Genomic DNA, 26,809 nt, shown 5'->3' with positions numbered 1-26,809 from the left:
GGCGAAAAGGCGGCTGGCCGAGATGACGACCGACGAGGCACACGGTGCAGTCCGGACCGCACCGTTGGTGATCATCCCGGTGGGAGCTCAGGAGCAGCACGGCGGCGGGATGGCGATGTCCACCGACACCGTCCGCGCGGTCGGTGTCGCGGACCGGGTCGCCGAACGCTTGGCCGGTCGGGCAGTCGTCGCGCCGCCCGTGCCGTACGGCGTCTCACCGCACCACATGGCCTTCGCCGGCACGATGACGTTGTCGCCGGCAACCTTCATGCAGGTGCTGCGCGATCTCGTCGCGAGCCTGTCCGACCACGGCTGGCGGCAGTTCCTGGTGATCACCGGGCACGGCGGCAACAACGCCGCGCTGTCGGTGCTCGCGCAGGAGTACGTCCGCAGCGACGTCACCTTCGCCTGGACGCCGGTGACCTCCGTGGTCGCCGATCTCATCACCGACGTCAGCGCGGTCCACGGTCACGCCGGTGAGGCGGAGACCGCGCAGATGCTGTATCTGGCACCGGACCTGGTCCAGGCCGATCGCCTGGAGCCCGGTGCCACCACACCGGACGAGTTGACCACCCCGGCCCGACTCTCGCGGCAGTCGTCCGGACCGCGACTGTCCGTCGGGTTCGACGCGTATCACAAGCGGGGTGTGCTGGGTGATCCCCGGCGCGCCACCGCCGCGGACGGCAGGCTCCTGGTGGAGTCCGCCGCCGACCGGATCGCCGCCTTCGCCGACGAGCTGCTCACCGCCTGATTCCCCGCACGACACTGGACCTTCGGCTCAGGGAGGTCCAGGCGCGAGCCTGCCCACAGGCCGCCTGCCCCGAGGAGGCACCCCTGATGAATCCACGCCCCACAACGTCCCGCCGGCGTACGGCGCGACGCATCGGCGCACTGCTGGCGTCGGCGGCTCTGGTGACCGCCGCCACCACGTTGCCGACGGCAACCGCGGCCGGTGCGCCCAGCGCCGGCTGCGGTCAACCGGCCGCACCGAGCGGCGACTACACCGTGAGCAGCGGCGGCCTGGCCCGGACCTACCGCCTGCACGTTCCGGACAGCTACCAGCCGTCGAAGGCGAAGTCGCTGATTCTCGTGTACCACGGCCGCGGCAAGACCGGTGCGCAGACCGAGGCGTTCTCCGACCTGTCGAAGCTCGACGCGATCGTTGCCTACCCCAACGGTGTGATCGGCGACGAGAACAAGCAGGCCTGGCAGGGTGCGCCGTACTCCGCGGACGGCGTCGACGACGTCACGTTCACCGCGGACCTGCTCGACCAGCTCGAGTCGTCGTACTGCATCGACACCAGGGCCGTCTACGCGACCGGCAAGTCGAACGGCGCCGGCTTCACCGCGATCCTCGCGTGTCGGCTCGCCGATCGGATCGCCGCGATCGCCCCGGTCGCAGGCGCGTTCTACCTCGACCGCGGCCGGTGTGCGCCGAGCCGTCCGGTGCCGGTGCTCGACATCCACGGCACCGGCGACACCACGATCCCGTACGGCGGTGACGGCCAGCGCGACCTGCCCGACGTCCAGACCTGGGTCCGTGACTGGTCCGTGCGCAACCACTGCAAGCAGGACCCGAAGACGAGTCAGGTCGGATCCGATGTCCTCACCTTCACGTACAAGGGCTGCAAGGCCGACGTCGTGCACGTCGCGGTGACCGACGGCGGGCACAGCTGGCCGGGTTCGGACTCGACGTCCGGGCCGGGCTACGTGACGCAGACGTTCGAGGCGGACGAGCTGATCGGCGCGTTCTTCAAGGCGCACACGTTATGAGTACGGCGAGTACGGACACCCGGGAGCTGCCGCGGATCGTCCGCGCGATGGCGGTGATCGAACGGATCGGGAACGCGCTGCCGCACCCGTTCTGGCTGTTCTGGATCCTGTCCGCGATCCTCGCCGTGGTGAGCGCGATCCTGTCCGCGCTCGACGTCTCGGTGGTCTCACCGAAGGACGGCAAGGAGGTCGCCGTGCAGAACCTGCTGTCCGGCGACGGCCTGCAGCTGGCGGTGTCGACGGCGATCTCGAACTTCGCCGAGTTCCCGCCGATGGCGACGATCGTGGTCGTGATCATGGGCGTCGCGCTGGCCGAGCGGACCGGGTTCCTGCAGGCGCTGATGCGGGTGAGCGTGTCGCGGGTACCGCAGTCGATGGTGGTGTTCGCGGTCGCGTTCGCCGGTACGATGGCGCATGTCGCGTCGGCGGCGGCGTACATCATCCTGGTGCCGCTCGGCGGGCTCGCGTTCCGCGCGGTCGGCCGGTCGCCGATCCTCGGCATCGTGGTCGCCTACACCGCGATCGCGTCCGGGTACGACGCCAGCCCGATCCCGACACCGAACGACGCGATCTTCGCCGGGATCACCACGGCCGCTGCCCGGACGATCGACCCGGACGCGCACGTCTCGGTGCTGTCGAACTGGTTCTTCAACATCGCGTCCTCGATCCTGCTCGCGCTGGTGATCACGCTGGTCACCCGGTTGGTGCTGAGCAAGCGGCCCGACCTCGACGCCGACCCGGACGCGCCCGGTGACGAAGCCGATCGGCTGGCCGTATCCGTTGCCGAGCGCAAGGGTCTGCGGCGGGCCGGCCTGGTGTTCCTGGTCGTGGCCGCGGCGATCGTCGCCGTCCTGCTCCCGCACGAATCGCCCCTGCGGGGCAAGGACGGCAGCATCGTCGACTCGCCGTTCCTGGACGGGATCGCGATGGTCGTCGCGGTGCTCTTCGGCCTCGTCGGCATCACGTACGGCGTCACGGTCCGGGCGATCGAGCGCGCGGCCGACGTGCCGAAGCTGATGGCCGAGGGGATCAAGCAGATGGCGCCGGTGCTGGTGCTGTTCTTCGCGATCGCCCAGTTCCTGGCGTACTTCGACTGGAGCAACATCGGCGATCTGCTGTCGGCGGAGTCGGCGCGGGTGCTGGGTGATCTCGGCGCGCCGAAGGTGGTGATCTTCCTCGGCATCCTGACGCTGCTGACGCTGATCAACGTACTGGTGACGAGCGGGTCGGCGATGTGGTCGCTGACCGCGCCGATCCTGGTGCCGATGATGCTGCTGCTGAACGTCCCCGCCGAGACGACGCAGGCGCTGTTCCGGATCGCCGACTCGGGGTCGACCGCGATCACCCCGATGAGCCCTTACTTCGTGATGGCACTCGGCTTCCTGCAGCGGTACCGCAAGGACGCCGGTGTCGGCACGCTCGCGTCGTACACGGTCCCGCTCGCCGTCTCGATGACGATCGCCTGGACGCTGCTCTTCCTGGCCTGGTGGGCCCTCGGCATCCCACTCGGCCCAGGTGCGCCGGTCCGGTGAGGGCTCAGTGTCAGGCGAGGGTTACGCCGGCGTTGCGGAGGTCATTGAGAGCCTGCTGGGTGCTGGTCTCGGCGACACCGGCGGTGAGCGTGGTGAGGACGGTGGTGGCGAAGCCTTCCGTGCGGGCGTCCAGCGCCGTGGCCCGGACGCAGTAGTCGGTCGCGATACCGCAGACCTCCACGTCGGTGACGCCCTTGTCGCGGAGCCAGTCGGCGAGCGCCTGGCCGCCCTCGTGAGACTTGCCTTCGAAGCCGGAGTACGCCGCGGCGTACTCGCCCTTGTCGAAGATCGCGTCGAACGGCTGCGGGTCGAGGTTCGGGTGGAAGCCGACGCCGTCGGTGCCGGCCACGCAGTGCGGTGGCCACGAGTTGACGAAGTCGGGCTCGCGGGAGAAGTGGTCGCCCGGGTCGATGTGGTGGTCCCGGGTGGCGACCACGTAGTCGTACATCCGGTCGCGCGGCTCCGCGTCGTGCCACTTGTGCAGCAGTTCACCGATCCGGAAGGCGACGTCGGCGCCACCTGCCACGGCCAGGCTTCCGCCCTCGCAGAAGTCGTTCTGCACATCCACCACGATCAGTGCCCTGGTCATCGCGACGCTCCTTCGACGGGGTGCTCCCTGAGCCCACGGTACAAGCGTCGACGCGTCGAGCGGCGTATCAACCGCCCGTCAACTGGGCATCAACTGGCCGCCGGTGACGTGCAGCAGCTCACCCTGGACGGACTTGGTCCGCGGCGAGGTCAGGTACAGGATCGCGTCGGCGAGCTCGGACACATCCGGCAGGTGCCGCGCGGTGAACCCGGCCGTGATCTGCGCCAGGGCGTCCTGCGGGATGATCCGGTGCGCGCCGTGCTCCAGCGTGATGCCGGGGACGACGACGTTCACCAGTACGCCGTCCGCGCCCAGATCGTGCTGCAGGTTCGCGGCCAGACCGTGCAGTCCGGCCTTCGCCGCGCCGTACGCCCAGGCGCCGCCGGGAATCCCGCGCACCGCGACGTCGGTCGAGACCAGCACCAGCCGCCCGTGCGCGGACCGCCGCAGCGCCGGCGCCACGTGCTGTGCGAGGTACATGTTGCCCTCGAGGTTCGCCCGCACGATCGACGTCCACCACGCCGGATCGGCGTCTTCGATCCGGGCCGTCCGGCCGTCGATCGGGCCCCAGTCGACCGCGTTCGCGACCACGGCGTCCAGTCCGCCCCAGTGCTCCACGACCGAGGTCACCGCGGTCGCGATCGTGTCCGGCGCGCTGAGATTCAGCTGCGCGAGGTACGCCGTACCGCCCGCCGTCTCGATCTCCTCCGCAACGGCTTCGGCGGCGTCCTTGCGCGAGTTGTAGGTGATCGCGACGCGGGCGCCTTCGCGTCCGTAGGCGATCGCGGTGGCCCGGCCGATCCCCGACGAACCGCCGGTCACCAGTACCGCCAAGTCCTTGAACCCGAGGTCCATGATTCGTCCTTCCAGTTATGCTTAGTCGGCTAAGAAGAAAAGTTAGCCAACTAATAAACTTGTCGCAACCCCTGCCCGGGTTCATCGCTCCGCGTGCTGACAGTTATCGTTTGAGCGCGCATTGTCATCGAGTCATGGGCCGGCCTCTTCCGCCGGAGCAGGCCCCTGGGGGTTCGCTCATGCAGAAAACCGTCCTGGCTGTCGTCACCGCCGCGGCTGTGGCCGCCGCCGCGCTGATCCCCTCGGGGCCGAGTGTGCAGGCCGCCACCGAAGCAGTCGGTACGGCGAGTTCGCCGCCGGGCTTCGGGTCGGCGCTGTCGTCGGTGCAGCAGCCCGCCTGGCAGACCAACGCGAGCGTGAACGCCGTCGCGGTCGCCGGGAACCTGGTGTTCGCGGGCGGCCTGTTCACGCGGATCCGGCCGCCGGGGAAGGCCCGTGGCGTGAGTGACGCGTCGCGCAAGTACTTCGCGGCCTTCGACCGGACCACCGGAGCGCCGACCCGATTCGCCCCGCAGGTCAACGGGCCGGTGTGGAGCGTCGCCACCTCGCCGGACGGCCGTCGGGTGGTGATCGGTGGTGACTTCACCGCCGTCGACGGGGTGCCGCGGTCGCGGGTGGCGATGTTCGACGTTGCCTCCGGCAAGCTTGTGGCCGGCTGGGATCCGGTGGTCAGCTACCGGGTCGCGGCGTTGAAGGTCACCGGCAGCACCGTCTACCTGGGCGGTTCGTTCGGCAGTGTGGACAAGGTCGCGCGGAGCCGGATCGCGGCGGTCAGTCTGAGTACGGGCGCGTTGCTGCCGTGGAATCCGGGCGCCGACGACGACGTGCACGCGATCGAAGTGTCCACGGACGGCAAGCGGGTCTTCGTCGGCGGCGGGTTCGTCGAGATCGGCGGCCGCTCGTCGCACTCGCTCGCGATGCTCAGCGCCGCCACCGGTGCGGCGTACGACATGCCCGCCGCGCGGGCGATCCCGATGCTGACGCCGTACTGCGACAGCCGGGTGAAGGACCTGGAAATCCAGGGGAACAAGGTGTACGCCGCCAACGCGGGTGCCGGCATCGGATGCTACGACGGTGTGCTCGCGGCGGACGCGACCACCGGCAAACTGATCTGGCAGAGCCACTGCCTGGGGGCGACCGAGGCGATCAAGGCGATCGGCAACTGGCTCTACAAGGGCTCGCACGCGCACGACTGCAGCGCGGACGGCGGCTTCCCGGACAAGACCGGGATGCACCACCTGCTGGTCTACAGCGCGATCACCGGCAAGCTCGGCCCGTGGTTCCCGAACGTCACCGCCGGCGGCAAGACCCTTGTCGGTCCGCTGTCGTTCGCGTCCGGCGGCAACGACCTGTGGGCGGGCGGTGACTTCATCGAGGTCAACGGCGTATCGCAGGAGGGCCTGACCCGTTTCACCAACGCCCCGGGTGGCGCCGCACCGGCGCGCCCCGCGGCGCCGAAGCTCGCGAGTGCGCGCCCGAACAAGGTGACGATCGCGTTCGAGACGGCCGTCGACCGGGACAACATCAAACTGATCTACCTGCTGTACCGCGGCAGCACCCGGATCGGCACCTGGACCCGGTCGTCGAACTCCTGGACGAAGCCGACCGTCACGTCGGTCACCGACTCCGGCCTGGCAAGTGGCCGGACCATGTCGTACCACCTCGAGGTCAGCGACGGCCGCAACGTCCAGAAGAGCCCGACGGTCTCGGTCCGCGTCCGCTGACGTCAGCAGCGGGTACCGCGCGGCGGTACGACGAGGTCCATCAGGTAGCTGTCGATCTTCGTCCGGGCGCACACGCTGGACTGGTAGAGCGTGTGCCCCGGGCCGTCGTGGTAGATCGATCCGCTGCCCGGCACCTGGTCGACGACGCGCAAGGCCGCGTCGTACTCGGTCCAGTTGCCCGCCATCAGCAACGGCGGCAGCCCGTCCGGTAGCGCGGCGGGTGCGTTACGAACGGGCACCGGCCAGCCGATGCAGGACAGTACGGCGAGCTGAATGGTGCCGGCGGCACCGGTGTACGGCGCTGCGGCCTCCATCCGCCGTACCTGCTGCCGCAGTTGCCGCTGACTCGTCGGATGCGGCCAGTCCAGACATTCGACGACGCCGGGCGACGGCGTCGCCGGGAACGGCGCGTTCGGCGGTTCAGGGACGAAACCCGACGCGTCACCGTGTGCGGCGGCCTTCTGAAGCGCAGCCAGCAGCTTCGGGTACGACGCCTCGCCCCGGCGCGCGAGCTGCAACCCGGTTGCGCGGATCTCGTTGCCGTCGTACGTCGTACTCCCGGCGCGCATCGGCGTACGCTGCGCTCGCGCCACCACCCGCTGCCACAGCGGCGCGCAGTCGCACCAGTCGAGGAAGCGGGTGACAGAGCCCTGGACGTCGCGCGCGAGTCGCCCGAGTTCGCGGTCCCAGTTGCTCGCGCTGTGGTTCCATGTCCCGTCGAGGACCATCGAGCGCACGTGCTCCGGGAACAGGCGCGCGTACGCCTGACCGATGAACCCGCCGTACGACGCACCGTAGAAGTTCACCGCCGGCTCGCCGAGGGCCCGCCGTACCGCGTCGAGATCACGCGCATGGCTGCCCGAGTCCATCGCCGCGAACAGCTCCGGATCCTTCGCCCGGCACCGCTCCGCGGCGGCCCGGTTCGCCTTGGCCAGCGCGTCGAACGCGGCCTGGTCGCGGGGCACCCGCGGCTGGCGGACGCCGGTCCACTCGCAGGGGAGGTTGGTGCTCATCCCGGGAACGTTCGGGCCGCCGCGCAGGTCCCAGGTGATGATGTCCATGGTCCGGCGCAGACCGGCGAACGCGTCCGCGCCGCCGTACGAGCGCAGCAGGTCGATGTTCATCCCCATCGGGCCGCCGAGGTTGACCTGGACCGATCCCTGCTTCGGCCCGGTGGCCGGCAGGCGGCCGACCATCAGCGTGATCCGGCGGCCGTCGGGCCGGTCCCAGTCGACCGGCACCTGCAGGGCGGCGCACTCCATCCCGACGGTTCCCGGACCGCCCGGGCAGTCACCCCACGACAACGATGCCTCGGCGGCGGTCAGTGGATTGGCGGCCAGCGCGACACCGGCCGCGAGCGAAAGTATTTTCGGCATGCCGGGGAGGTTGTCGCGGATGCGTCGTTCGCACATCGGACCGGAGGCTGTCGGACCACGGTCCGAGGCGGTGATCCGGAGGCTCGGTTAGGTTCTGACGGGTGACCGCGGAGTCTGGAGGGTACGGCCTGAGTCGACGCCAACTGATCGTCGCGGACTGCGCCGTCGCGGCCGGGTACGCCGTCCTCGTCATCCTCACCGCGCCTGTCGGGATCCTCGCCGTCCTGGTCGCGATCGGACTGGCGTTGCCGGTCGCCGTGCGCCGAGTCTGGCCGCGTCCCGCGTTGGCCGTCGTCGTGCCGATGTCGGCGATCGCGTACGCCGTGGACGTCTTGCGCGACCCGTTGCTCGCTGCGGCGTATGTGCTGTACGTCGTCGCGCTGACCACTGGATCGAACCGGCCGTTGTCGAGCCGTCGCCTGATCGGGTTGTCCGGCGGCATCGGCTTCCTTGTCCTGCTGCTGGCTGTCGTGGCCGGGACGCCGGCCGATCAGCCCGGCGCTCCGCTCGTTCTGACCGGTGTCGCCGCACTGTACGGCGCCTGGGCGCTGGGGCAGGTCGTCCGCGACCGTCGGGCCGCTGCTGCCCGCGCCGCACAGATCCTGGCCGAGCAGGCGGTCGCCGCCGAACGACTCCGGATCGCTCGCGAACTGCACGACATCGTTGCCCACAGCATGGGTCTGATCGCGGTCCAGGCCGGCGTCGCGAACCACGTGCTGCGGGTCCGTCCCGAGGAGGTGTCGGCCGCGTTGTCGGTGATCGAGTCCACGAGCCGGGACGCGCTGGTCGAGCTGCGGCACATGCTCGGCCTGCTGCGGACGCCTGGTGAGCCGGCGGACCTCGTGCCGCCGGTCGATCTGGACGGACTGAAGGAACTGGCCGCGCGGGTCGAGTCGACCGGCGTCCACGTCGAGCTCGAGGTCGAGGTCCCCGAGCTGCCGGAGGCCGTCGCCCGCACCGTGCACCGGATCGTCCAGGAGTGCCTGACCAATGTCACCAAGCACGCCCGCGCCAACCGCTGCCGCGTCACGGTCACCGGCGACGCGCACGCCGTACACATCGAGGTGACCGACGACGGGATCGGGGGAGTGCCGGTCGAGGGGCATGGGCTGATCGGGATTCGCGAACGGGTGAGTGTGTACGGCGGTTCGTACCACGTCGGGCCGCGCGCGGACGGCGGTTTCGAGGTCGTCGTACGGCTGCCGCATGGGTGAGATCCGAGTCCTGGTGGCCGACGACCAGGCGTTGCTGCGCGGCAGCTTCCGCGTGCTGATCGACACCACGCCCGGCCTGACCACAGTCGGCGAGGCGGCGGACGGCGCCGAAGCGGTCGAGCTCGCGCGCCGGGAGCGGCCGGACGTCGTGCTGATGGATGTGCGGATGCCGGTCCTGGACGGGATCGCGGCCACCCGGCAGATCTGCACCGCGCCGGAAACCGCCGGGACCAAGGTGCTGATCCTGACCATGTTCGACCTCGACGACGCGGTGTACGCCGGTCTGCGCGCCGGCGCGAGCGGGTTCCTGCTGAAGGACGTGCCACCGGTCGACCTGCTGCAGGCGATCGAGGTCGTCGCGGCCGGCGAGGGGTTGCTCGCACCGTCGATCACCCGGCGGCTGATCGCGGAGTTCGCCCGGCTGGCCGAGCCGGGGCAGGCGCCGCTGACCGGGCTCGACGGCGTCACCGACCGGGAGCGCGAGGTGCTGTCGCTGATCGCCCGCGGGCTGTCGAACGACGAGATCTGTGCGCATCTCGGGGTGGGGCGCGGGACGCTGAAGACCCATATCGGGCACCTGCTCGCCAAGCTGCACGCCCGCGACCGCGCGCAACTGGTGATCGCCGCCTACGAATCAGGCCTGGTGCGGCCGCGTCGGTCGTGACGGCGGGTTCACAGGTGGGAGAAGACCGACGCGGCGGCGATCAGCAGGCAGATGCCGCCGTTCAGGTACTTGTGGCTCACCAGGATCGCGACGAACTCGCGGATCGTTGCCGTCGGCCAGTAGTACGCCGCGGTCGGTGAGCCGACGACCTGGCCGTTCACCCGCGCCTTGCGGGCGGTCAGCGCGGCGCGGAACGCGTGGAAGTTGTTCGTGACGATCAGGCAGCGATACCCGGGCCGCCGCTCGACCATCAGGTTCCGGCTGAACGTCAGGTTCTCCCAGGTGGTCCGCGACTTGTCCTCGCGGATGATCCGCTCCTCGGGGACACCGCGCTCGACCAGGTACGCCGCCATCGCGTGCGACTCGGGGACGTCCTCGTTCGGGCCCTGACCGCCCGATGTCACGAGCAACGGCGTACGACCCCGGCGCAGTGCGCGCTCGTACACCTGCTGCGCCCGGTCCAGCCGGCTCGCCAGCAGCGGCGGGACCCGCGAGCCGCCGACCAGCCCGGAGCCGAGCACCACGACGAAGTCGACCTTTCGCGACGACCGGATCCGGCTGTAGACGAACGCGTACACCAGGAAGCAGAGGAACAGGAACGAGATGTAGGTCAGGATGCCGAGCAGCATCGACCGGACGACGGCCAGCGGCTCCCAGCCGATCTTCTCCACCAGCACGCTGAAGACGACGAAGCCGATGATGCCGAGGCCGGCCAGCAGCGACAGCAGGTTCGGCAGCCGGCGGCGCTCCCGGCGCAGCATCGTGACGCCGTTCACGACCAGGAAGACGGCGAGTACCGCGATCGTGACCGGGATCGCCACCACCACCGCGAGCACCAGCAGGCGCGCGGCGGTCCGGCTGACCGCGTCGACCGCGAAGATCACGCCGATGCCGGCGAACATCAGCGTCAGGACCAGGAAGATCCCGTTCTTGAACAGCCGCCGGTCGCGCAGGAAGCTGACGCCGAAGACGAGGAACCAGAAGGCGGCGATTGCGAAGCTGATGACCATCGGACGCCATCCAATCACTGCCGGTGCGCCCGGCGGTGGAGGCGCGGTGGGAGACGCTCGGGGGATGGACGGGCGGGGATGTCTTCGCGGCGGTGTGCGAGGCTGCGGGTGGGTCCCTGGGATCCGGTCTGTCGGGTGCTTCGGTGAGGTCGAGAAAGGTGGGGTCGGCGTGGGTACGGTGACCAACTGGGCGGGGAACGTCAGCTTCGCGAGCGAGCTGCGGCGGCCGCGGACGATCGAGGAACTGCAGGAGCTGGTCGCGTCGGCGGAGAAGGTCCGCGTGCTCGGCACCGGGCACTCGTTCAACCGCATCGCCGACAGCACCGGCACCCTGGTCTCGGTTCAGGACCTGCCCAAGGTTGTCGAGGTCGGCGAGCGCGGTGCGACCGTCTCGGCCGGTCTGCGGTACGGCGAGGTCACGGCCGCGCTGGAGGCCCAGGGCCTCGCGCTGCACAACCTCGGCTCGCTGCCGCACATCTCGGTGGCCGGTGCTTGTTCGACCGGGACACACGGGTCCGGCGACACCAACCGTCCGCTCGCGGCCGCGGTCAACGCGATCACGTTCGTCGACGCGTCCGGCGAACTCGTCACGCTCACCCGCGACGACCCCGATTTCCCTGGGTCGGTGATCTCACTCGGCGCGCTCGGGGTCACCGTCAGCATGACGCTCGACGTCCAGCCGTCGTACCAGATCAGCCAGGTGGTGTACGACGGGCTGCCGGTGGAGCGGCTCGGGACCGATCTCGACGCGGTGATGGGCAGCGCGTACAGCGTCAGCGCGTTCACCGACTGGGTCGACCCGGACGTCATGGTGTGGCGCAAGCGGCGCGAGCTCACCGACCCCGAGCCGCAGTGGCTGGGCGCCACGCTCGCCGACGGACCGCGGCATCCGATCAAGGTGATGCCGGCCGACTACGCGACCCAGCAGGGCGGCATCCCCGGACCGTGGAACGAGCGGCTGCCGCACTTCCGGCTCGAGTTCACCCCGTCGAACGGTGACGAGCTGCAGTCCGAGTACTTCGTCGCACGCGACCGCGCCCCCGAGGCGTTCGACGTACTGCGGGCCCTGGGCAACCGGTTCGCGCCGGTGATCCAGGTGTCGGAGGTCCGGACGATCGCCGCCGACGACCTGTGGCTGAGCCCGAGCCAGGGGCGCGACACCGTGGCGCTGCACTTCACCTGGATCCAGGACGAGAGCCAGGTCCGTCCCGTGGTCGCCGCGCTCGAGGAGGCGCTGGCCCCGCTGGACGCCCGCCCGCACTGGGGCAAGGTCTTCGCCGCCGACGCGACCACCCTCGCCCAGCGCTACCCGCGCGTCCCCGACTTCATCGCGCTGGCCGACCGTCGCGACCCGACCGGAAAGTTCCGCAACGAGTACCTGGACACCTTCCTGCCGCGGGGGTGATGTGCCATCTCGACAGTTAGTGCACTGGTGGACGGTGTACGCGCGAGCGTAGGTGCACTGATTGCGCTGCCCGTTGGGGCGACACGTCCTGTTGAGCTGACACGCGTCAGAGGTGGCTGAGGTCCTCGATGGTGCCGGTGACGGTCCAGAGCAGGTTGCGGAGGACGCGGCGGTCCTCCGGGCTGAGCCGGGCGAGGGCGCGGCGGCCGGCGCGGTCGTAGATCTCCTGGACGGTGTGGGCCAGCTCCACGCCGCGGTCGGTCAGTTCGATGCTGACCTGACGCGCGTCGGAGGTGTTCTTCACCCGCCGGACCAGCCCGGCCGCCTCCATCCGCTGCGTGGCCTTGGTCGCGGTGGGGACCTCGACGTCCAGCACTTTCGCCAACCGGGCCACGGGCAACGACCCGTGGTGCAGCAGCTTGGCGAGCACGAGCTCCTGCCCGGTGTGCAGGACGGTCCCGGCGAGCTCCTCCGTGATCGCCTTCCGGGCGGCCCGCTCCGCGAACCGCAGTGCCACCAGCACGTCCGCCTCGGACGCCGGCGCATCCGGCGACCACTCGGTCTGGCCGGTGTCGGCACTCATGTGTGGCTCCGCGGGCGGAACGGGTTGCGGCTGGTGAAGTCGCCGATGTAGTCGGTCGGGATGGCGGGCTCACCGCGGCTGAGCTGGCTCGCGAACCTGGGCAGCTCGTCCCGCACCTTCAGATGATGCGCCTGGGCCTGCTGCGGCGCGGTCCGGCCGACGATCTCGCCACCCTTGACCAGCGGTTGCAGCAGCGGGCGGTCGTCTCCGTCGTCGGTCGGCTGCTCGCCGACGCCGATCAGTTCGGCCTCCGCGACCCCGTCGGCGTTCCGCCGCCGCAGTGCCCACTTCCGGCCGCCGATCGAGATCTTGTCGGGGCTCTTCTTCGCCACCGGGACCAGGTCACCGCTCGCGTCCTCGCGCGCGACCAGCTTGTACACGAACCCGCAGGTCGGGTGCCCCGAGCCGGTGACCAGCGACGTACCCACGCCGTACCCGTCGACCGGCGCCGGCGCCAGCGCGGCGATCTGGAACTCGTCGAGGTCGCTCGTCACGATGATCCGGGTCTTGGTCGCGCCCAGCGAGTCCAGCTGTTCGCGCACCTGCGCGGCCAGCGACGGCAGGTCGCCCGAGTCCAGCCGGACCGCGCCCAGTTCCGGGCCGGTCAGTTCGATGGCGGTGCGCACGGCCTCGGCCACGTCGTAGGTGTCGACGAGCAGCGTCGTGCCCTTGCCGAGCGCATTGACCTGCGAGCGGAACGCGTCCTCCTCGCGGTCGTGCAGCAGCGTGAACGCGTGCGCCGCCGTGCCGGTGCTGGGGATCCCGTACCGGCGGGCGGCCTCCAGGTTCGACGTGGCGGAGAAGCCGGCGATGTACGCCGCCAGCGCCGCGCCGACCGCCGCGCCCTCGTGGGTGCGCCGCGAGCCCATCTCGATACAGGGGCGGCCGCCGGCCCACCAGGTCATCCGGGACGCCGCCGAGGCGACCGCCGAGTCGTGATTGAGGATCGACAAGAAAACGGTTTCCAGCAGTACCGCCTCGGCGAACGTCGACTCCACCACGAGCACCGGTGAACCGGGGAAGAAGATCTCGCCGTCGGAGTAACCGGAGATGTCCCCCGAGAACCGGTACTGTGCCAGCCAGTCCCGGGTAGCCTGGTCGACGACGCCCCGATCGGCCAGGAAGGCGATCGTCTCGTCGTCGAACCTGAACCGCTCGAGTGCGTCCAGCAGGCGGTTGACGCCCGCGACCACGCCGTACCGGCGGCCGTCCGGCAGCCGGCGCGCGAACAGTTCGAACACCGAGCGGCGCTGCGCCGTGCCGTCGGCCAGCGCGGCCTGCAGCATGGTCAGCTCGTAGTGGTCGGTCAGCAGGGCCGTCGAGTGGGTCACAGGTGCAGCCTATTGCGAGAGCGGAACCGATAGTGGAGAGAATGGACAGGTGACCACCGCACCAAGCGAACTCGAGAGCCCCGAGGTCGACGAGGCGATCGAGCTGAGCCCACCGTGGGTGACCATCGTCTGGAACGATCCGGTCAACCTGATGGACTACGTCACGTTCGTCTTCCAGACCTATTTCGGCTACCCGAAGGCGAAGGCCGAAAAGCTGATGCTGCAGGTGCACCAGGAAGGCAAGTCGGTGGTCTCGAACGGGAACCGGGAAGCGATGGAACGCGACGTGGAAGCGATGCACAGCTACGGCCTGTGGGCCACCTGCGAGAAGTCGTGACGCGGTTCCGCAAGCGCCGCCGGACCGTGGTCGTCAGTTTCGCCGAGCACGAGGCGGACATCCTGGCGAACCTGCTCCGGAACCTGGTCGAACTGCTGTACGACGGCATGCCGCCGCGCGCCACCGAGTCCAGCGACCCGCTGGCCGCGCTGCTCGACTCCGACGGGCCGACGTCGCCGCCCGAGGACATCGTCCTGCAACGGCTGCTGCCGAACGCGTACTCCGAGGACGACCAGGCGGCCGGCGAGTTCCGCCGGTTCACCGAGCGCGGGCTGCGCGAGGGCAAGGTCACCGACGCCAAGCGGGTGCTGTCCGCGCTGGAGGAGTCCGGCGCCGACGAGATCGCGCTGGAGCCGGACGAGCAGCTGTCCTGGCTGCGCGCGCTCAACGACCTGCGCCTCGCCATCGGCACCCGCCTCGGGATCAAGGACGAGGACGACTACAACGCCTGGGAGAAACTTCCCGACGACGACCCCCGCCGCCTCACCTACGACCTCTACGACTGGCTCGGCTACCTCCAGTCGGCGCTCCTGCACCACATGCGTCCCTAGGCGGACGCCCATCACTCAGTAACCGTCGCCGCCGGGCGGATGCCACGCTCAGGCAGCCTTCGCAAGGGCGCCGGTGGGGGACTTGGTGAGTGCTGGAGGTCCGCCCCACTAACCTGCTTCCTATGGAGACGCGGCGGCTCGGGCGGACCGGGCGGGATGTTGGTGTGGTCGGGCTCGGGGCGTGGCAGCTCGGGGCGGACTGGGGTTCGGTGGACGAGAGCGACGCGCTCGCCGTACTGCGGGCCGCGGTCGACGGCGGCGTGACGTTCATCGACACCGCGGACGTGTACGGCGACGGGCGCAGCGAGCGCCTCGTCGGGCAGGTGCTGAAGGGATCCGAGGGCCTGACCGTCGCGACCAAGATGGGTCGCCGGGTCGACCAGGTCCCGGAGAACTACACCCTGGACAACTTCCGCGCCTGGAACGACCGCTCCCGGCAGAACCTCGGCGTCGACACCATCGACCTGGTCCAGCTGCACTGTCCGCCGACCCCGGTGTACTCCGACGACGCTGTCTTCGACGCGCTGGACACCCTGGTCGACGAGGGACGGATCGCGGCGTACGGCGTCAGCGTCGAGACCTGCGCCGAGGCGCTGACCGCGATCGCGCGGCCGAACGTGGCGTCGGTGCAGATCATCCTGAACGCGTTCCGGCTGAAGCCGCTCGACGAGGTGCTGCCCGCGGCCCGGGCGGCCGGGGTCGGGATCATCGCCCGGGTGCCGCTGGCCAGCGGTCTGCTGTCCGGCAAGTACGACGAACACACGACGTTCTCCGCCGACGACCACCGCACGTACAACCGGCACGGCGAAGCGTTCGACCTCGGTGAGACCTTCTCCGGCGTCGACTTCGGCACTGGTCTGGAGGCCGTCCGCAGGCTGATGCCGTGGCTCCCGGCCGGCGCCACCATGGCCCAGTTCGCGCTCCGCTGGATCCTCGACCAGCCCGGCGTCTCGGTCGTCATCCCCGGCGCCCGCAACCCCGGCCAGGTCGCAGGCAATCTCGCCGCCGCCACGCTCGCACCCCTCACCGCCGACCAGCTCGCGGCGGTCCAGGAGACCTACGACACCCTGATCCGCCCGCAGATCCACGACCGCTGGTAGCGCCTCGTCCGCATTGTGGACGGACCCCGCGGTTGGCGGGGTCGATGCGGCGCGCGCCGTACCGTGGATGTGTGTTGGTGATCGAGAAGGCGACGTACGAGGCGATCGTGGCGCATGCCCGGCGGGACCACCCGGACGAGGCGTGCGGTGTGGTCGCGGGGCCGGCAGGGTCGGACCGGGCCACGCGGTTCATTCCGATGCTGAACGCCGCGATGTCGCCGACGTTCTACGAGTTCGACTCCGGGGACCTGCTGCGGCTCTACAAGGAGCTGGACGAGCGGGACGAGGAGCCGATCGTGATCTACCACTCGCACACCGCCACCGAGGCGTACCCGTCCCGTACCGACATCAACCTGGCCCAGGAGCCGGGGGCGCACTACGTGCTGGTGTCGACCCGGGACGGCGCCGACTCGCCGGAGTACGACGGGCCGGTCGAGTTCCGGTCGTACCGGATCATCGACGGCGAGGTCACGGAAGAAGAAGTACGCGTGGTTGGTTCCTACACAGAAACCGAAGGAGAGATCTGAGTTATGGCGATCGAGCTGCGCGTGCCGACGATCCTGCGCACCTACACCGGGGGCGCGAAGGCGGTCACCGGTGACGGCGGAAACCTGGCCGAGTTGATCGACAACCTGAACGGTGCCCACCCGGGCCTCAAGGAGCGCATCGTGGAGGGCGAGCCGGAGGAGCTGCGCCGGTTCGTGAACGTCTACGTCAACGACGAGGACGTCCGGTTCACCGGCGGCCTGAAGACCGAGGTCAAGGACGGCGACGTCGTGGTCGTGCTGCCCGCGGTCGCCGGCGGCTGAGCGGCCGGGCGAGCAGAAAGACAGACAATGCGCTTCGACAGCCTGCTGGACTCGGTCGGCGGTACGCCGCTGATCGGGCTGCCCACGCTGTCGCCGTCGGCCGACGTGCGGCTCTGGGCGAAGCTCGAGGACCGCAACCCGACCGGGTCGATCAAGGACCGGGCGGCGCTGCGGATGCTGCTGGACGCCGAGAAGGACGGCCGGCTGCGCCCGGGCAACACGATCCTCGAGCCGACGTCTGGCAACACCGGCATCTCGCTCGCGATGGCGGCCAAGCTGCGCGGCTACCGGATGGTCTGCGTGCTGCCGGAGAACACCTCCGAGGAGCGCCGCCAGATCCTCCGGATGTGGGGGGTCGAGATCATCTCCTCCCCGGCCGCGGGCGGCTCCAATGAGGCGGTCCGGGTCGCGAAGCAGGTCGCCGAGGAGCACCCGGACTGGGTGATGCTGTACCAGTACGGCAACCCGTCGAACGCGCTCGCGCACTACGACGGCACCGCGCGGGAGATCCTCGCGGACCTGCCCTCGGTGACGCACTTCGTCGCCGGGCTCGGCACCACCGGCACGCTGATGGGCGCCGGCCGGTTCTTCCGTGAGCACAAGCCCGACGTGAAGATCGTCGCGGCCGAGCCGCGGTACGGCGAACTCGTCTACGGCCTGCGCAACCTCGAGGAGGGGTTCGTGCCGGAGCTGTACGACGAGACGCTGATCGATGCCCGCTTCTCGGTCGGGCCGCGGGACGCGGTCCGCCGGGTCCGCGAACTGCTCGACACCGAGGGCATCTTCGCCGGCGTCTCGACCGGCGCGATCCTGCACGCCGCGCTCGGCCAGGCCGCCAAGTGCGTGCGCGCGCGGGAGTCCGCGGACATCGCGTTCGTGGTCCCCGACGGCGGCTGGAAGTACCTGTCGACCGGCGCCTACGAGGGCACCATCGACGAGGCCGAGGACCGCCTCGAAGGCCAGCTCTGGGCCTGACGGTTCGCTGGGGTGGCGCGGCCGGCGGGCGGAGGGCCGGTCCGTGCCGTTCAGGGTGCCTGATGTTGCTCGAGGCACCTGGTGTGCAGGGGTGGTGTTACGTCATCTCCGCCTACGGTTGTTTGAACAGGACCCGGCGACCGAGTCGTGGCTGGACCCCGCGGCCCTTGCAGCTGGTGCACGGACGCTGGGCGTAACTGAAGAGGCTGCCGCGGTGCCGGCCGGCACCCTTGCACCGATAGCACTTGGCATTCGGGTGCAGCGACAGCGAGACGACGTACACGAGGAACGCCGCCATGGCGAGCACCAGCAGCATCCCGGTCGGCCCGAGGGACGACGCGATGGTTGCGGCTGTGCCGGCAGTCGGCTCCGTGGCCTGATTGGCCGCCTGACCTGCGGCGGCGACCTGCTCGGGTTTCGGAGTTGGTGCAGCGGTGGTAGTCAGCGCCACCGCGAGGTGATGCGTCAGGTTCATGGCATCACGAAGGGCGGTCGAACAAACATCGCTCCAGAGTGGCGTGCATCACGCGAAAAGGCAATTCCATAACGTAAAGATGTGGACAACCTCGGCGTGTCGCCGGGGCTGGTTAGGTAAGCCTGGCTTCGGATCTGCCCGCCGCCGGACCCGTATAAGCTCGGTGCGTGGCTGATGCACCGGTGGGGATCTTCGATTCAGGCTTCGGCGGACTCACTGTCGCTCGCGCGGTGCTCGACCAGTTGCCGCACGAGCCGATCCTGTACCTGGGCGACACCGCCCGCCAGCCGTACGGCCCGAAGCCGATCGCCGAGGTACGGGAGTACTCGCTGGAGTGCCTGGACCATCTCGTCGAGGCCGGCGTGAAGATGCTGGTGATCGCCTGCAACAGCGCGAGTGCGGCGATGCTGCGCGACGCCCGCGAGCGGTACGACGTACCGGTCGTCGAGGTGATCCTGCCGGCCGCGCGCCGTGCCGTCGCCGCCACGCGGAACCAGCGCGTCGGCGTGATCTGCACCAAGGCGACCGCGCAGTCGCTCGCCTACGAGGACGGGTTCGCGGCCGCGCCGCAGGTGGAGCTGTTCACCCGGGCGTGCCCGAAGTTCGTGGACTTCGTCGAGTCCGGTGTCACGTCCGGTTCGGAGCTGCTCGAGGCCGCGCACGAGTACCTGGATCCGCTGGTCGAGGCGGACGTCGACACGTTGATCCTCGGGTGCACCCACTACCCGCTGCTCACTGGCGTGATCTCGTACGTGATGGGCGACAACGTCACTCTGGTCAGTAGCGCGGAGGAGTGCGCCAAGGACGTGTACGGCGTGCTCACCAAGACCGGCCTGCTCCGCCCGGACCATCTGCCGGCCCCGCAGCACCGGTTCGTGACGACCGGCAACCCGGCGGAGTTCGCTGCCATCGGCTCGCGCTTCCTCGGCCCCGCGCTGAGCACCGTGGACCAGTTCGCCTGGGTCCGCTGACTGTGATCTGCATCGCATGTCGGCCGTTGTCGGCGGCACCCGACGCGGCTCGAACCCCTGTGCAGTAACCGGATCGACGCGTCCGCGCCCGCTGCGAAGGCCCGGACTCGCCGGTAGGGTTCCAGGTATGAAGCTCACCGTGATCGGTTGCTCGGGGTCCGTACCCGGCCCGGACTCGGCCGCCTCGAGCTATCTGGTCACCGCCGACGGGTTCCACCTGATCCTCGATCTCGGCAGTGGCGCGCTCGGTTCGCTCCAACGGCACCTCGCCGTCCCCGAGATCGGGGCGATCGGCCTGTCCCACCTGCACCCGGACCACTGCATGGACCTGTGCGGGTTGTACGTCGCGGCGCGGTACGCGCCCGGTGCGCCGATCCCGAAGATCCCCGTGTACGGACCACCCGGTACGGCGGGACGCATGGCGCTGGCGTACGACCTGCCGCTCGATCCCGGGATGGAGGAGGAGCTGGAGTTCCACGCCTGGCAGGAAGTGCAGCAGGTCGGCCCGTTCACGATCCGCACCGCGCAGATGGTGCACCCGGTGCCGGCGTACGCGATCCGCGTCGAGCACGGCGGTAAGTCGTTGGTCTACACCGGCGACACCGGACCGAACGACGCGCTCGTCCAGCTCGCGCGCGGCGCCGACGTCCTGCTGTCCGAGGCCGCGCTGCCGGACAACGAGCCGGACAACCCGGTCGACCTGCACCTGACGCCGTCCGACGCCGGCGAGCACGCGAAGAAGGCCGGTGTGAAGCGGTTGATCATCACCCACGTGCCGCCGTGGTACGACCGTGAAACCCAGGCCGAGAACGCTCGCCGCACCTTCCCGGGTCCGGTCGAGCTCGCCGCACCGCACGCCGTCTTCGACATCTGAGGTCACGCGACCCTGGCGGCGACCGGTTCCAGCAGGAGGTCACCGGGGCGGAGCCCGAACTCCGCCGCGGCCGACCCGCCGCGGATCACCAGTTCGGTGAAGCCGTTGCCCGAGCTGCCCGGCACCAGCCCGGGTGCGTTCCGCGGTACGGCGGTCAGGTGCGGGTAGCAGGTCACCTCGACCACCGTCGTACTGCCGTCTTCGTTGCGTCGGGCAACGGGTAGCGTGCCGCCGAAGTCGAGGTCGAGATTCCGGTCGAGTTTGCAGTTGCCGAAGTTGTCGACGACGGCAACGGTCGGCTCGTCGTCCGCGACCTCGGGTACGGCGGTGGCGATCGCGGGGACGTCGCGGCCGTCGACGACCCATTTCGCCAGCAACGGCAGGTACCACAGGCTGCGGAACTGGGTACCGGCGATCTTGTCGACCTCGTCCGCGGCGAAGCCGGCCGCCGTCACCGCCGCGCGGATGTCGGTGACGTAGACGGTGTCGATGCCGAGCTCACGGCGTACCAGCGACAGCACGCCGGCGTTGAAGGTGCTCGCGACCAGATGTTTGCCGGAGAAGAAGAAACAGAACGGGACGCCGTTCGGCCAGACGCCGTCGCGGGGCGCGATGTTGACCAGGATGACGGTCGGGTGCCCGTCCTCGCCGAGGGCGTCGGTCGAGAGCAGGCAGTCGAGCAGCGTGAGCGCCGCGAACGACTCCGGATCGGGGCCGTCGGCCGCGACGATCGTCGGGGACTGGCCGAAGAGCGCTCCGATCCGGGTGCTGAGTCTGGCGCGGGCGTTGCCGTCGAAACAGTCGGTGATGTAGGTGATCGGGTACACGAAGTAACTCCCAGGATGGTCGCAGCGGAATTCGTCCGGAACGAGAAAGAGGCCCCCGACACCGGGGGCCTCTCGCTGCAAGCACACGTGCCTACGCCGCTGAAGTCCTCCCGGATCGAGGGCTCAGCATTCGCATCGCGGCGTACCTGGTCACGAGCACGAGAGTAGCACTCTCACCGAGCCTGGCCGTTGTCGAAGTACGCGACCAGCTCCGGGTCCAGCGCGGGGACGTCCTGCGGTACGCCGTTCGCGCGCAGCGACTGGGTGGCGGCGTACCCGGCGGCGACCGCGGCGCGGGCGGCGACCGGGGACGTCAGCGTGGCGCCGCCGTTGCGGACGAAGTTCACGAACTCGGCGACCAGGTGCGGGTCGGCGCCGCCGTGGTGCTCGCTCTCGCCGGCGATCTCGACCACCTGGTCGGCGTCCTCGCGGTAGCCCGAGCGGCGGCTGTTCCACACCTTGACCACGCCGCCCGCGGTGTCGCCGAAGTTCTCCAGGCGGCCGTGGGTGCCGATCACGGTGTAGTTGCGCCAGTAGTCCGGCGTGTAGTGGCACTGCTCGTAGGTCAGGAAGACGCCGTTGTCGAGCAGCAGGTTCGCCATCGACAGGTCCTCGACGTCCATCACCGGCGCCAGGCCCGTCTGCTCCAGCGGCGGCCAGTTGTCGGACGACACGAAGTCGCTGAACCGCTGCCCGGTCCGGTCCATCCGATCGGTGATCCCGCCGTACAGCGTGAGCGCGCCCATCGCGTTCACCCGGGTGGTGTAGCCGCCGGCCAGCCAGTGCATCACGTCGATGTCGTGGGCGCCCTTCTGCAGCAGCAGTCCGGTCGTCCGGCTCCGGTCGGCGTGCCAGTCCTTGAAGTAGAAGTCGCCGCCGTGGCCGACGAAGTGCCGGCACCAGATCGTCTTCACGTCGCCGATCGCGCCGTCCTGGATCAGCTTGCGCATCGTCAGCACGACCGGCATGTGGCGCATGTTGTGGCCGACGTACAGACGGGCGCCGGACTCGTACGCGGCCTGCAGGACGCGGTCGCAGCCCTCGGTGGTGATCGCCAGCGGCTTCTCCACGAACACCGAGACGCCCGCCCGCAGGAAGTCGATCGCCGGGCCCTCGTGCAGGTCGTCGGGCGTGGTCAGGAAGACGCCGTCGAGCTTCTGCTCCAGCAGCTCGGTGTGGTCGGCGTGCGCGCTCGCGTCCGGGTACAGCTCGAGGGTCGCGTCCCGCTGCGGCGCCGACGGGTCGGCCACGGCCACGATCGCGGACCCCTCGCCGGGGCGGTGCGCGTACTGCGCGATGCGGCTGCGGGCACCGAGACCCACCAGCCCGAACCGAAGATCACTCATACCAGGCAGCTCCTGCACATAGTTGTTTGCAACAGCCTAACTCCGAGCAATTCCGCCCCACAATCGCCGGTCTCACCCAGCCTCCCCTCGCCCCTCCCACCCGCGTCCTCCCCACTTTGTGCATCAGATCCGTATTTTTCGTGCTGCCGTGTACGGATCTGGTGCACAAAGTGGGCCTGGCCGGCGGGGTTGGTGCTCGGCGGCCCGCGAGCCCCGGCCGGGGCGGGGCGGGTGCCGGGGCGGGCGATGCGGGGTCGGGCGGGTGCGGGGGTTGGGCGGGTGCGGGGGTTGGGTTGGTGACGGCATAGGGTCGGAGCATGGCCCGTATCGATGGACGTACTGCTGACCAGCTCCGCCCCGTCAAGGTGACCCGGAACTGGCTCGACCATGCCGAGGGCTCGGTGCTGGTCGAGTTCGGTCGCACGCGGGTGCTGTGTGCGGCGAGTGTGACCGAGGGCGTGCCGCGCTGGCGCAAAGGCTCCGGTCTCGGCTGGGTGAGCGCGGAGTACGCGATGCTGCCGCGGGCCACCAACACCCGCTCGGACCGCGAGGCGGTCAAGGGTCGGATCGGTGGCCGCACCCACGAGATCTCCCGGCTGATCGGCCGGTCGTTGCGGGCGGTGATCGATTACAAGGCGCTCGGTGAGAACACCATCCTGCTCGACTGCGACGTCCTGCAGGCCGACGGCGGCACCCGGACCGCGGCGATCACCGGTGCGTACGTCGCCCTCGCCGACGCGGTGTCGTGGCTGCGCGAGCGGAAGCTGCTGAAGAGCGAGCCGCTGACCGGCAGTGTGTCCGCGGTGTCGGTCGGGATCATCGACGGTACGCCGATGCTCGACCTGTGCTACGAGGAGGACGTCCGCGCCGAGACTGACATGAACCTGGTGATCACCGGCGACGGCAAGTTCATCGAGGTGCAGGGGACGGCAGAGGGCGCGCCGTTCGACCGCGCCGAGCTGGACAGCCTGCTCGAGCTCGGTCTGGCCGGCTGCGCCGACCTCGCCAAGATCCAGCAAGAGGCCCTGGCATGACGCGTGTGTTGCTTGCCTCGAACAACAAGAAGAAGCTCGAGGAACTGCGGCGGATCCTGACGCCGATCGTGCCCGGGATCGAGGTGCTCGGGCTCGGCGACGTCCCGCTGTACGACGAGCCGCCGGAGACCGAGCCGACGTTCGAGGGGAACGCGCTGCTGAAGGCGCGCGCCGCCCTCGAGGCGACCGGGTTGCCGTCGATCGCGGACGACAGCGGGATCTGCGTCGACGCGCTGAACGGGATGCCCGGCGTGCTCTCCGCCCGCTGGGCCGGTCCGGCGAAGGACAATCACGCGAACAACCTGCTGCTGCTCGGGCAGCTGGAGGACGTACCGGACGAGCGGCGCGGCGCGTCGTTCGTGGCGGCGGTCGCGTTCGTCCGTCCGGACGGCCCGGACGAGGTGGTGCACGGCGAGATGCGCGGCTCGGTCATCCGGGAACTGCGCGGCACCGGCGGCTTCGGGTACGACGTCTTGTTCCAGGCCGAAGGCTACGACCGGACCACGGCCGAGCTGTCGATCGAGGAGAAGGACGCGATCAGCCACCGCGGCAAGGCCCTGCGCGAACTGGCCCCGATCGTGGCCAAGGCATTGGGGAGCTAGGAATGCTGTTCGCGGGATTGGACAAGGACGGCGTCGCGGCCGGGCGGATCACGGTGGCGTACCGGCGGTGGGCGGAACCGCGGGTGGTCGAGGGGCGGGTCTACCGGACCAACGCCGGGCGGATCGAGATCGACAGCATCCGCCAGGTGAACCCGGACCTGATCGCCGACAACGACCCGGACCTGGAGCTCGCCGATCGCCGGAACGCGAAGGACGTCCGGCGCCGCTTGCGCGGTGACGAGACACTGCCGACGTTCTTGATCCGGTTCCACCTCGTCGAAGGTCCGGACCCGCGCGACGAGCTTGCCGCTCAGACCTCGCTGTCACCGGAACAGCTGGCGGATCTGCGAGCGCGGCTGGCGCAATTCGACGAACTCAGCCACCACGGCGCGTGGACGCTCGAGACGCTCCGGCTGATCCAGACCAAGCCGGCGACGCGGGCTGCCGAGCTGGCCGCATCGCTCGGGCGGGAGACCGCGCCGTTCAAGCTTGACGTACGCAAGCTGAAGAACCTTGGTCTCACCTACAGTCTCGAAGTCGGCTACCGGCTCTCGCCCCGCGGGGCTGCTTATCTGGACGCCGAGGGCAACTAGCTAACGCTGCAGGTTGAGTGTGGCCAGCAGGTCCTCGTGCAGCTCGAACCACACGCGGTGACAGGAGTCGCTGTCGCTGCGATCCACGTCGCCCCGACGTAGCGCAGCCGCGAATCGTGCGTCGTACCCGCTGAAGCGCGGCAGCACATCGCTGAGCTGTCCGACCATGCCGCCGAGCGCGCGCTCGACGGCCTCGAGCTCGTGCCGGACCCCGGCGTCCCACTCGGCGTCGGTGTGGTCGTTCGCGGCGAGCGGGTCGGTCGGCGTCGGCCGGAGTTGCCAGTCGGTGCAGGCCTGCTGCAGAAGGGCATTCAGCGGCAAGAACTCGTCGTACACCTGCTGGACTTTGCCGGCGCCGCCCGGCACCTCGTCGAGCTCGGCTCTGAGCAGTCGCTCGTTCTCGGTGCGGCCTTGTTCAGTGAGTGACCAGCCGGACGTGCCGGCGAAGCTGCTGTACGTCGTCCAGCCGCGCGCCTGCGCGTCCTGCAACGAGTCCTCGACGGTGGCGTGGCCGAGGTCGAACCGGCGGGCGATCGCCGTCGCCGAGCCGAATCCGAGCAGCCGAACCGCGTGCAGCACGCGGTGCATCAGGCGTCCCGGCGTGCGGCCAGGCGGTTGAACCGCTGCTGGCAGGCCTGTGGCGAACCGAAACCCATCGCGTCGGCCATCTCGGCCCAGGTCAGCCCCGAACTCCTGGCCAGGAACAGCAATCCGGCCTCGACCTCGTCGACCTCGGCCCGCGCGGCCGGCAGCAGGGCCAGTGCCGCGAGCAGGTCGTCGTCGCTCAACTCGTGGGCACGCCAGACCGCGAACTGAGTCAGATCCACGGCGGCCAGCGGGATCGGCGCCGGGCGCCACGGCCGCCTCGGCAGGTCCTTCGCGCCCTTCGCGAGCAGCTGCTCGCGGGCCGCGCGCTCCCGCTCGGCCTGCAGTTGATCCGCCTGTGCCGCGTCGTGCTTGCGTCGCATGGCGTCAACGGTGGATCATCAACAGAACGTTGTCAACATTGTGTTGTCAACGTTTCGTTGATAGGAGCTCGGATGCTGGTGCCCCTCGCGGCGGCGACGGTGGAGCAGTGCGGTGCCAAGGCGGCCACGCTCGGCGTTCTGCTTCGCAACGGTCTGCCGGTGCCGGACGGCGTGGTCGTCCCGTTCTCGTGCGCCGACTCGGGTCTCGCGGAGTGGCTCGCGCCGTTCGGTGACGCGCCGGTGGCGGTACGGTCGTCCGCGGCGAATGAGGACACCGCGCTCACCTCGGCCGCGGGGCAGCACGACAGCTTCCTCGGCGTCCAAGGTGTTGCCGCGGTCGTGGACGCGGTACGGGCCTGTCGTGAGTCGTCGCGGTCCGCGCGAGCCACGGCGTACCGGGCCGGCGGTGTCGAGCCGGCGATGGCGGTGATCGTGCAGCGGCAGGTGGACGCTGATGTTTCGGGTGTGCTGTTCACCGGCGTTGCCGGGACGCTGATCGAGTCCTCGTGGGGTCTCGGGCCGAGTGTGGTCGAGGGGCGCGTGACACCCGACCGGTACGAGGTGGTGGACGGTGCTGTCACGCGGACGGTCGGCGACAAGCGGACGTCGCTGGAGCGTGACACTTCTGGACTGGCGGTACGCCGGGTGCCCGCCGACCGACGCCGTACGGCGAGCCTCACCGACGCGACCGCGCGACAACTGGCGGACCTGGGCGGCTCGGTCACCACGGTGCTGGGTGGTGGCGCGCAAGACATCGAATGGGCGATCGCAGGCTCGCAGCTGTGGATCCTGCAGGCTCGTCCGGTCACTGTGCAGCCGCCTGCTCCTGGAGCTTCGGGGTTGGCAGGTGTCCCCGGCAGCCACGGCACGGCGACCGGACCGGCCAGGGTCGTCCGTGGGCCGGCCGACTTCTCGACCGTCCGCCCCGGCGACATCCTCGTCTGTCCCTACACCGACCCCGCGTGGACGCCACTGCTGTCCATCGCCGCCGGCGTCGTCACCGAACACGGCGGCATCCTGTCCCACGCCGCCATCGTCGCCCGCGAGAAACACATCCCCGCCGTCCTCGCCGTACCGCAGGCAACAACCCGCATCCGGTCCGGCGAAACCATCACGATCGACGGCACCACAGGCGCGATCAGCTGACCAACGGTGTGTGCCAGAGGCGGGAGTTGAACCCGCACGCCCGGGGGCGCCGGCACCTAAAGCCGGTGTGTCTGCCGTTCCACCACTCTGGCTGGTTCCGAAGAGGACACGCCCTCCCCGGGAAGATCCATCCTAGGGGAGGGCG

At 69.9% G+C, this 26,809-nt stretch carries 30 protein-coding genes and 1 tRNA gene; 19 read left to right on the top strand and 12 right to left on the bottom strand.

The genetic code is table 11. The annotated features are described in order from the left end of the window. Positions 1 to 22 precede the first annotated feature (22 nt). From AB0B82_RS05585 to AB0B82_RS05575, 3 genes are all read left to right on the top strand, one after another. Positions 23 to 751, top strand: coding sequence for a creatininase family protein (locus tag AB0B82_RS05585; RefSeq protein WP_360162902.1), 729 nt, complete (start codon positions 23 to 25; stop codon positions 749 to 751). A gap of 86 nt (positions 752 to 837) precedes the next feature. Continuing rightward, positions 838 to 1,773 (top strand): poly(3-hydroxybutyrate) depolymerase, encoded by a 936-nt coding sequence (locus AB0B82_RS05580; RefSeq protein ID WP_360162899.1) that lies wholly within the window; start codon positions 838 to 840, stop codon positions 1,771 to 1,773. Further along, complete coding sequence (locus AB0B82_RS05575; RefSeq protein ID WP_360162896.1) at positions 1,770 to 3,305, top strand: AbgT family transporter; 1,536 nt, start codon at positions 1,770 to 1,772, stop codon at positions 3,303 to 3,305. The genes AB0B82_RS05580 and AB0B82_RS05575 overlap by 4 nt, the downstream gene beginning before the upstream one ends. Positions 3,306 to 3,315: 10 nt before the next feature. On the opposite strand, the gene AB0B82_RS05570 is transcribed toward AB0B82_RS05575, so the two are convergent. Together AB0B82_RS05570 and AB0B82_RS05565 are read right to left on the bottom strand one after the other, a co-directional pair. After that, entirely contained in the window at positions 3,316 to 3,894 is a 579-nt protein-coding gene (locus AB0B82_RS05570) for an isochorismatase family protein (RefSeq protein ID WP_360162893.1), read from the bottom strand. A 78-nt stretch (positions 3,895 to 3,972) separates the two neighbouring features. Beyond that, entirely contained in the window at positions 3,973 to 4,749 is a 777-nt protein-coding gene (locus AB0B82_RS05565; protein WP_360162890.1) for an SDR family oxidoreductase, read from the bottom strand. Positions 4,750 to 4,928: 179 nt separating this feature from the next. On the opposite strand from AB0B82_RS05565, the gene AB0B82_RS05560 reads away from it, so the two are divergent. Then, positions 4,929 to 6,473, top strand: coding sequence for a fibronectin type III domain-containing protein (locus AB0B82_RS05560; RefSeq protein ID WP_360162887.1), 1,545 nt, complete (start codon positions 4,929 to 4,931; stop codon positions 6,471 to 6,473). A 2-nt stretch (positions 6,474 to 6,475) separates the two neighbouring features. Here the strand turns inward: AB0B82_RS05560 and AB0B82_RS05555 are convergent, their stop codons facing one another. Next, the gene (locus AB0B82_RS05555; protein ID WP_360162884.1) at positions 6,476 to 7,885 is read right to left on the bottom strand and encodes an alpha/beta fold hydrolase; all 1,410 of its coding nucleotides are present in this window, start codon (positions 7,883 to 7,885) and stop codon (positions 6,476 to 6,478) included. 65 nt (positions 7,886 to 7,950) lie between these two features. Here AB0B82_RS05555 and AB0B82_RS05550 point away from each other — a divergent pair, with 65 nt between their 5' ends. Together AB0B82_RS05550 and AB0B82_RS05545 are read left to right on the top strand one after the other, a co-directional pair. Continuing rightward, positions 7,951 to 9,063 (top strand): histidine kinase, encoded by a 1,113-nt coding sequence (locus tag AB0B82_RS05550; protein ID WP_360162882.1) that lies wholly within the window; start codon positions 7,951 to 7,953, stop codon positions 9,061 to 9,063. Then, entirely contained in the window at positions 9,056 to 9,727 is a 672-nt protein-coding gene (locus tag AB0B82_RS05545; protein WP_360162879.1) for a response regulator transcription factor, read from the top strand. Before AB0B82_RS05550 ends, AB0B82_RS05545 begins: the two co-directional genes overlap by 8 nt. Positions 9,728 to 9,735: 8 nt before the next feature. Here the strand turns inward: AB0B82_RS05545 and AB0B82_RS05540 are convergent, their stop codons facing one another. Continuing rightward, positions 9,736 to 10,737, bottom strand: a complete 1,002-nt coding sequence (locus AB0B82_RS05540; RefSeq protein ID WP_360162876.1) for a YdcF family protein — start codon at positions 10,735 to 10,737, stop codon at positions 9,736 to 9,738. A gap of 169 nt (positions 10,738 to 10,906) precedes the next feature. Between AB0B82_RS05540 and AB0B82_RS05535 the strand changes: the two genes are divergently transcribed. Beyond that, complete coding sequence (locus AB0B82_RS05535) at positions 10,907 to 12,142, top strand: D-arabinono-1,4-lactone oxidase (protein ID WP_360162874.1); 1,236 nt, start codon at positions 10,907 to 10,909, stop codon at positions 12,140 to 12,142. 106 nt (positions 12,143 to 12,248) lie between these two features. Here the strand turns inward: AB0B82_RS05535 and AB0B82_RS05530 are convergent, their stop codons facing one another. After that, the gene (locus AB0B82_RS05530) at positions 12,249 to 12,725 is read right to left on the bottom strand and encodes a MarR family transcriptional regulator (protein ID WP_360162871.1); all 477 of its coding nucleotides are present in this window, start codon (positions 12,723 to 12,725) and stop codon (positions 12,249 to 12,251) included. After that, entirely contained in the window at positions 12,722 to 14,056 is a 1,335-nt protein-coding gene (locus tag AB0B82_RS05525; protein ID WP_360162868.1) for a nicotinate phosphoribosyltransferase, read from the bottom strand. The genes AB0B82_RS05530 and AB0B82_RS05525 overlap by 4 nt, the downstream gene beginning before the upstream one ends. A 49-nt stretch (positions 14,057 to 14,105) precedes the next feature. Between AB0B82_RS05525 and clpS the strand changes: the two genes are divergently transcribed. From clpS to AB0B82_RS05495, 6 genes are all read left to right on the top strand, one after another. After that, the gene (clpS, locus tag AB0B82_RS05520; RefSeq protein WP_360162865.1) at positions 14,106 to 14,393 is read left to right on the top strand and encodes an ATP-dependent Clp protease adapter ClpS; all 288 of its coding nucleotides are present in this window, start codon (positions 14,106 to 14,108) and stop codon (positions 14,391 to 14,393) included. Further along, on the top strand, positions 14,390 to 14,944 hold the full coding sequence (locus AB0B82_RS05515; RefSeq protein ID WP_360162862.1) for a DUF2017 domain-containing protein: 555 nt from the start codon (positions 14,390 to 14,392) through the stop codon (positions 14,942 to 14,944). Before clpS ends, AB0B82_RS05515 begins: the two co-directional genes overlap by 4 nt. A gap of 122 nt (positions 14,945 to 15,066) precedes the next feature. Further along, the gene (locus AB0B82_RS05510) at positions 15,067 to 16,044 is read left to right on the top strand and encodes an aldo/keto reductase (protein ID WP_360162859.1); all 978 of its coding nucleotides are present in this window, start codon (positions 15,067 to 15,069) and stop codon (positions 16,042 to 16,044) included. A 71-nt stretch (positions 16,045 to 16,115) separates the two neighbouring features. Beyond that, positions 16,116 to 16,571: a M67 family metallopeptidase gene (locus AB0B82_RS05505; RefSeq protein ID WP_360162856.1), complete on the top strand. Its 456-nt coding sequence runs from the start codon at positions 16,116 to 16,118 to the stop codon at positions 16,569 to 16,571. A gap of 3 nt (positions 16,572 to 16,574) precedes the next feature. Next, positions 16,575 to 16,853: a MoaD/ThiS family protein gene (locus AB0B82_RS05500; RefSeq protein ID WP_360162853.1), complete on the top strand. Its 279-nt coding sequence runs from the start codon at positions 16,575 to 16,577 to the stop codon at positions 16,851 to 16,853. 27 nt (positions 16,854 to 16,880) lie between these two features. Further along, entirely contained in the window at positions 16,881 to 17,828 is a 948-nt protein-coding gene (locus AB0B82_RS05495; RefSeq protein ID WP_360162850.1) for a pyridoxal-phosphate dependent enzyme, read from the top strand. A gap of 112 nt (positions 17,829 to 17,940) precedes the next feature. On the opposite strand, the gene AB0B82_RS05490 is transcribed toward AB0B82_RS05495, so the two are convergent. After that, a complete protein-coding gene (locus tag AB0B82_RS05490) occupies positions 17,941 to 18,303 on the bottom strand; it encodes a hypothetical protein (protein ID WP_360162847.1) in 363 nt (120 codons plus the stop codon). 167 nt (positions 18,304 to 18,470) lie between these two features. On the opposite strand from AB0B82_RS05490, the gene murI reads away from it, so the two are divergent. Both murI and AB0B82_RS05480 read left to right on the top strand, forming a co-directional pair. Then, positions 18,471 to 19,274: a glutamate racemase gene (murI, locus tag AB0B82_RS05485; protein ID WP_360162844.1), complete on the top strand. Its 804-nt coding sequence runs from the start codon at positions 18,471 to 18,473 to the stop codon at positions 19,272 to 19,274. A gap of 127 nt (positions 19,275 to 19,401) precedes the next feature. Continuing rightward, the gene (locus tag AB0B82_RS05480) at positions 19,402 to 20,148 is read left to right on the top strand and encodes an MBL fold metallo-hydrolase (RefSeq protein WP_360162841.1); all 747 of its coding nucleotides are present in this window, start codon (positions 19,402 to 19,404) and stop codon (positions 20,146 to 20,148) included. 2 nt (positions 20,149 to 20,150) lie between these two features. Here the strand turns inward: AB0B82_RS05480 and AB0B82_RS05475 are convergent, their stop codons facing one another. After that, a complete protein-coding gene (locus AB0B82_RS05475; RefSeq protein ID WP_360162838.1) occupies positions 20,151 to 20,975 on the bottom strand; it encodes a hypothetical protein in 825 nt (274 codons plus the stop codon). A 173-nt stretch (positions 20,976 to 21,148) separates the two neighbouring features. Next, the gene (locus AB0B82_RS05470; protein ID WP_360162835.1) at positions 21,149 to 22,321 is read right to left on the bottom strand and encodes a Gfo/Idh/MocA family oxidoreductase; all 1,173 of its coding nucleotides are present in this window, start codon (positions 22,319 to 22,321) and stop codon (positions 21,149 to 21,151) included. Between the two features lie 317 nt (positions 22,322 to 22,638). On the opposite strand from AB0B82_RS05470, the gene rph reads away from it, so the two are divergent. From rph to AB0B82_RS05455, 3 genes are read left to right on the top strand one after another with little or no spacing between them, the layout of a single operon-like run. Beyond that, positions 22,639 to 23,355, top strand: a complete 717-nt coding sequence (rph, locus tag AB0B82_RS05465) for a ribonuclease PH (RefSeq protein WP_360162832.1) — start codon at positions 22,639 to 22,641, stop codon at positions 23,353 to 23,355. Continuing rightward, positions 23,352 to 23,957, top strand: coding sequence for an RdgB/HAM1 family non-canonical purine NTP pyrophosphatase (rdgB, locus tag AB0B82_RS05460; protein ID WP_360162829.1), 606 nt, complete (start codon positions 23,352 to 23,354; stop codon positions 23,955 to 23,957). Before rph ends, rdgB begins: the two co-directional genes overlap by 4 nt. A gap of 2 nt (positions 23,958 to 23,959) precedes the next feature. After that, on the top strand, positions 23,960 to 24,550 hold the full coding sequence (locus AB0B82_RS05455; protein WP_360162827.1) for a hypothetical protein: 591 nt from the start codon (positions 23,960 to 23,962) through the stop codon (positions 24,548 to 24,550). Here AB0B82_RS05455 and AB0B82_RS05450 read toward each other — a convergent pair whose 3' ends face one another. Next, positions 24,551 to 25,138: a transcriptional regulator gene (locus AB0B82_RS05450; protein WP_360162824.1), complete on the bottom strand. Its 588-nt coding sequence runs from the start codon at positions 25,136 to 25,138 to the stop codon at positions 24,551 to 24,553. Next, positions 25,138 to 25,518 (bottom strand): hypothetical protein, encoded by a 381-nt coding sequence (locus AB0B82_RS05445; protein WP_360162821.1) that lies wholly within the window; start codon positions 25,516 to 25,518, stop codon positions 25,138 to 25,140. Before AB0B82_RS05445 ends, AB0B82_RS05450 begins: the two co-directional genes overlap by 1 nt. Before the next feature lie 72 nt (positions 25,519 to 25,590). Between AB0B82_RS05445 and AB0B82_RS05440 the strand changes: the two genes are divergently transcribed. Then, positions 25,591 to 26,664, top strand: coding sequence for a PEP/pyruvate-binding domain-containing protein (locus AB0B82_RS05440; RefSeq protein WP_360162818.1), 1,074 nt, complete (start codon positions 25,591 to 25,593; stop codon positions 26,662 to 26,664). Positions 26,665 to 26,675: 11 nt separating this feature from the next. On the opposite strand, the gene AB0B82_RS05435 is transcribed toward AB0B82_RS05440, so the two are convergent. Next, a tRNA-Leu gene (locus tag AB0B82_RS05435) sits at positions 26,676 to 26,756 on the bottom strand. Between the last annotated feature and the right edge of the window lie 53 nt (positions 26,757 to 26,809).

Source organism: Kribbella sp. NPDC048915 (assembly GCF_040649595.1).
Lineage (GTDB): Bacteria > Actinomycetota > Actinomycetes > Propionibacteriales > Kribbellaceae > Kribbella.
Note: the sequence above shows the minus strand (reverse complement) of the source record. Positions and strands in the feature narration are given on the sequence as shown.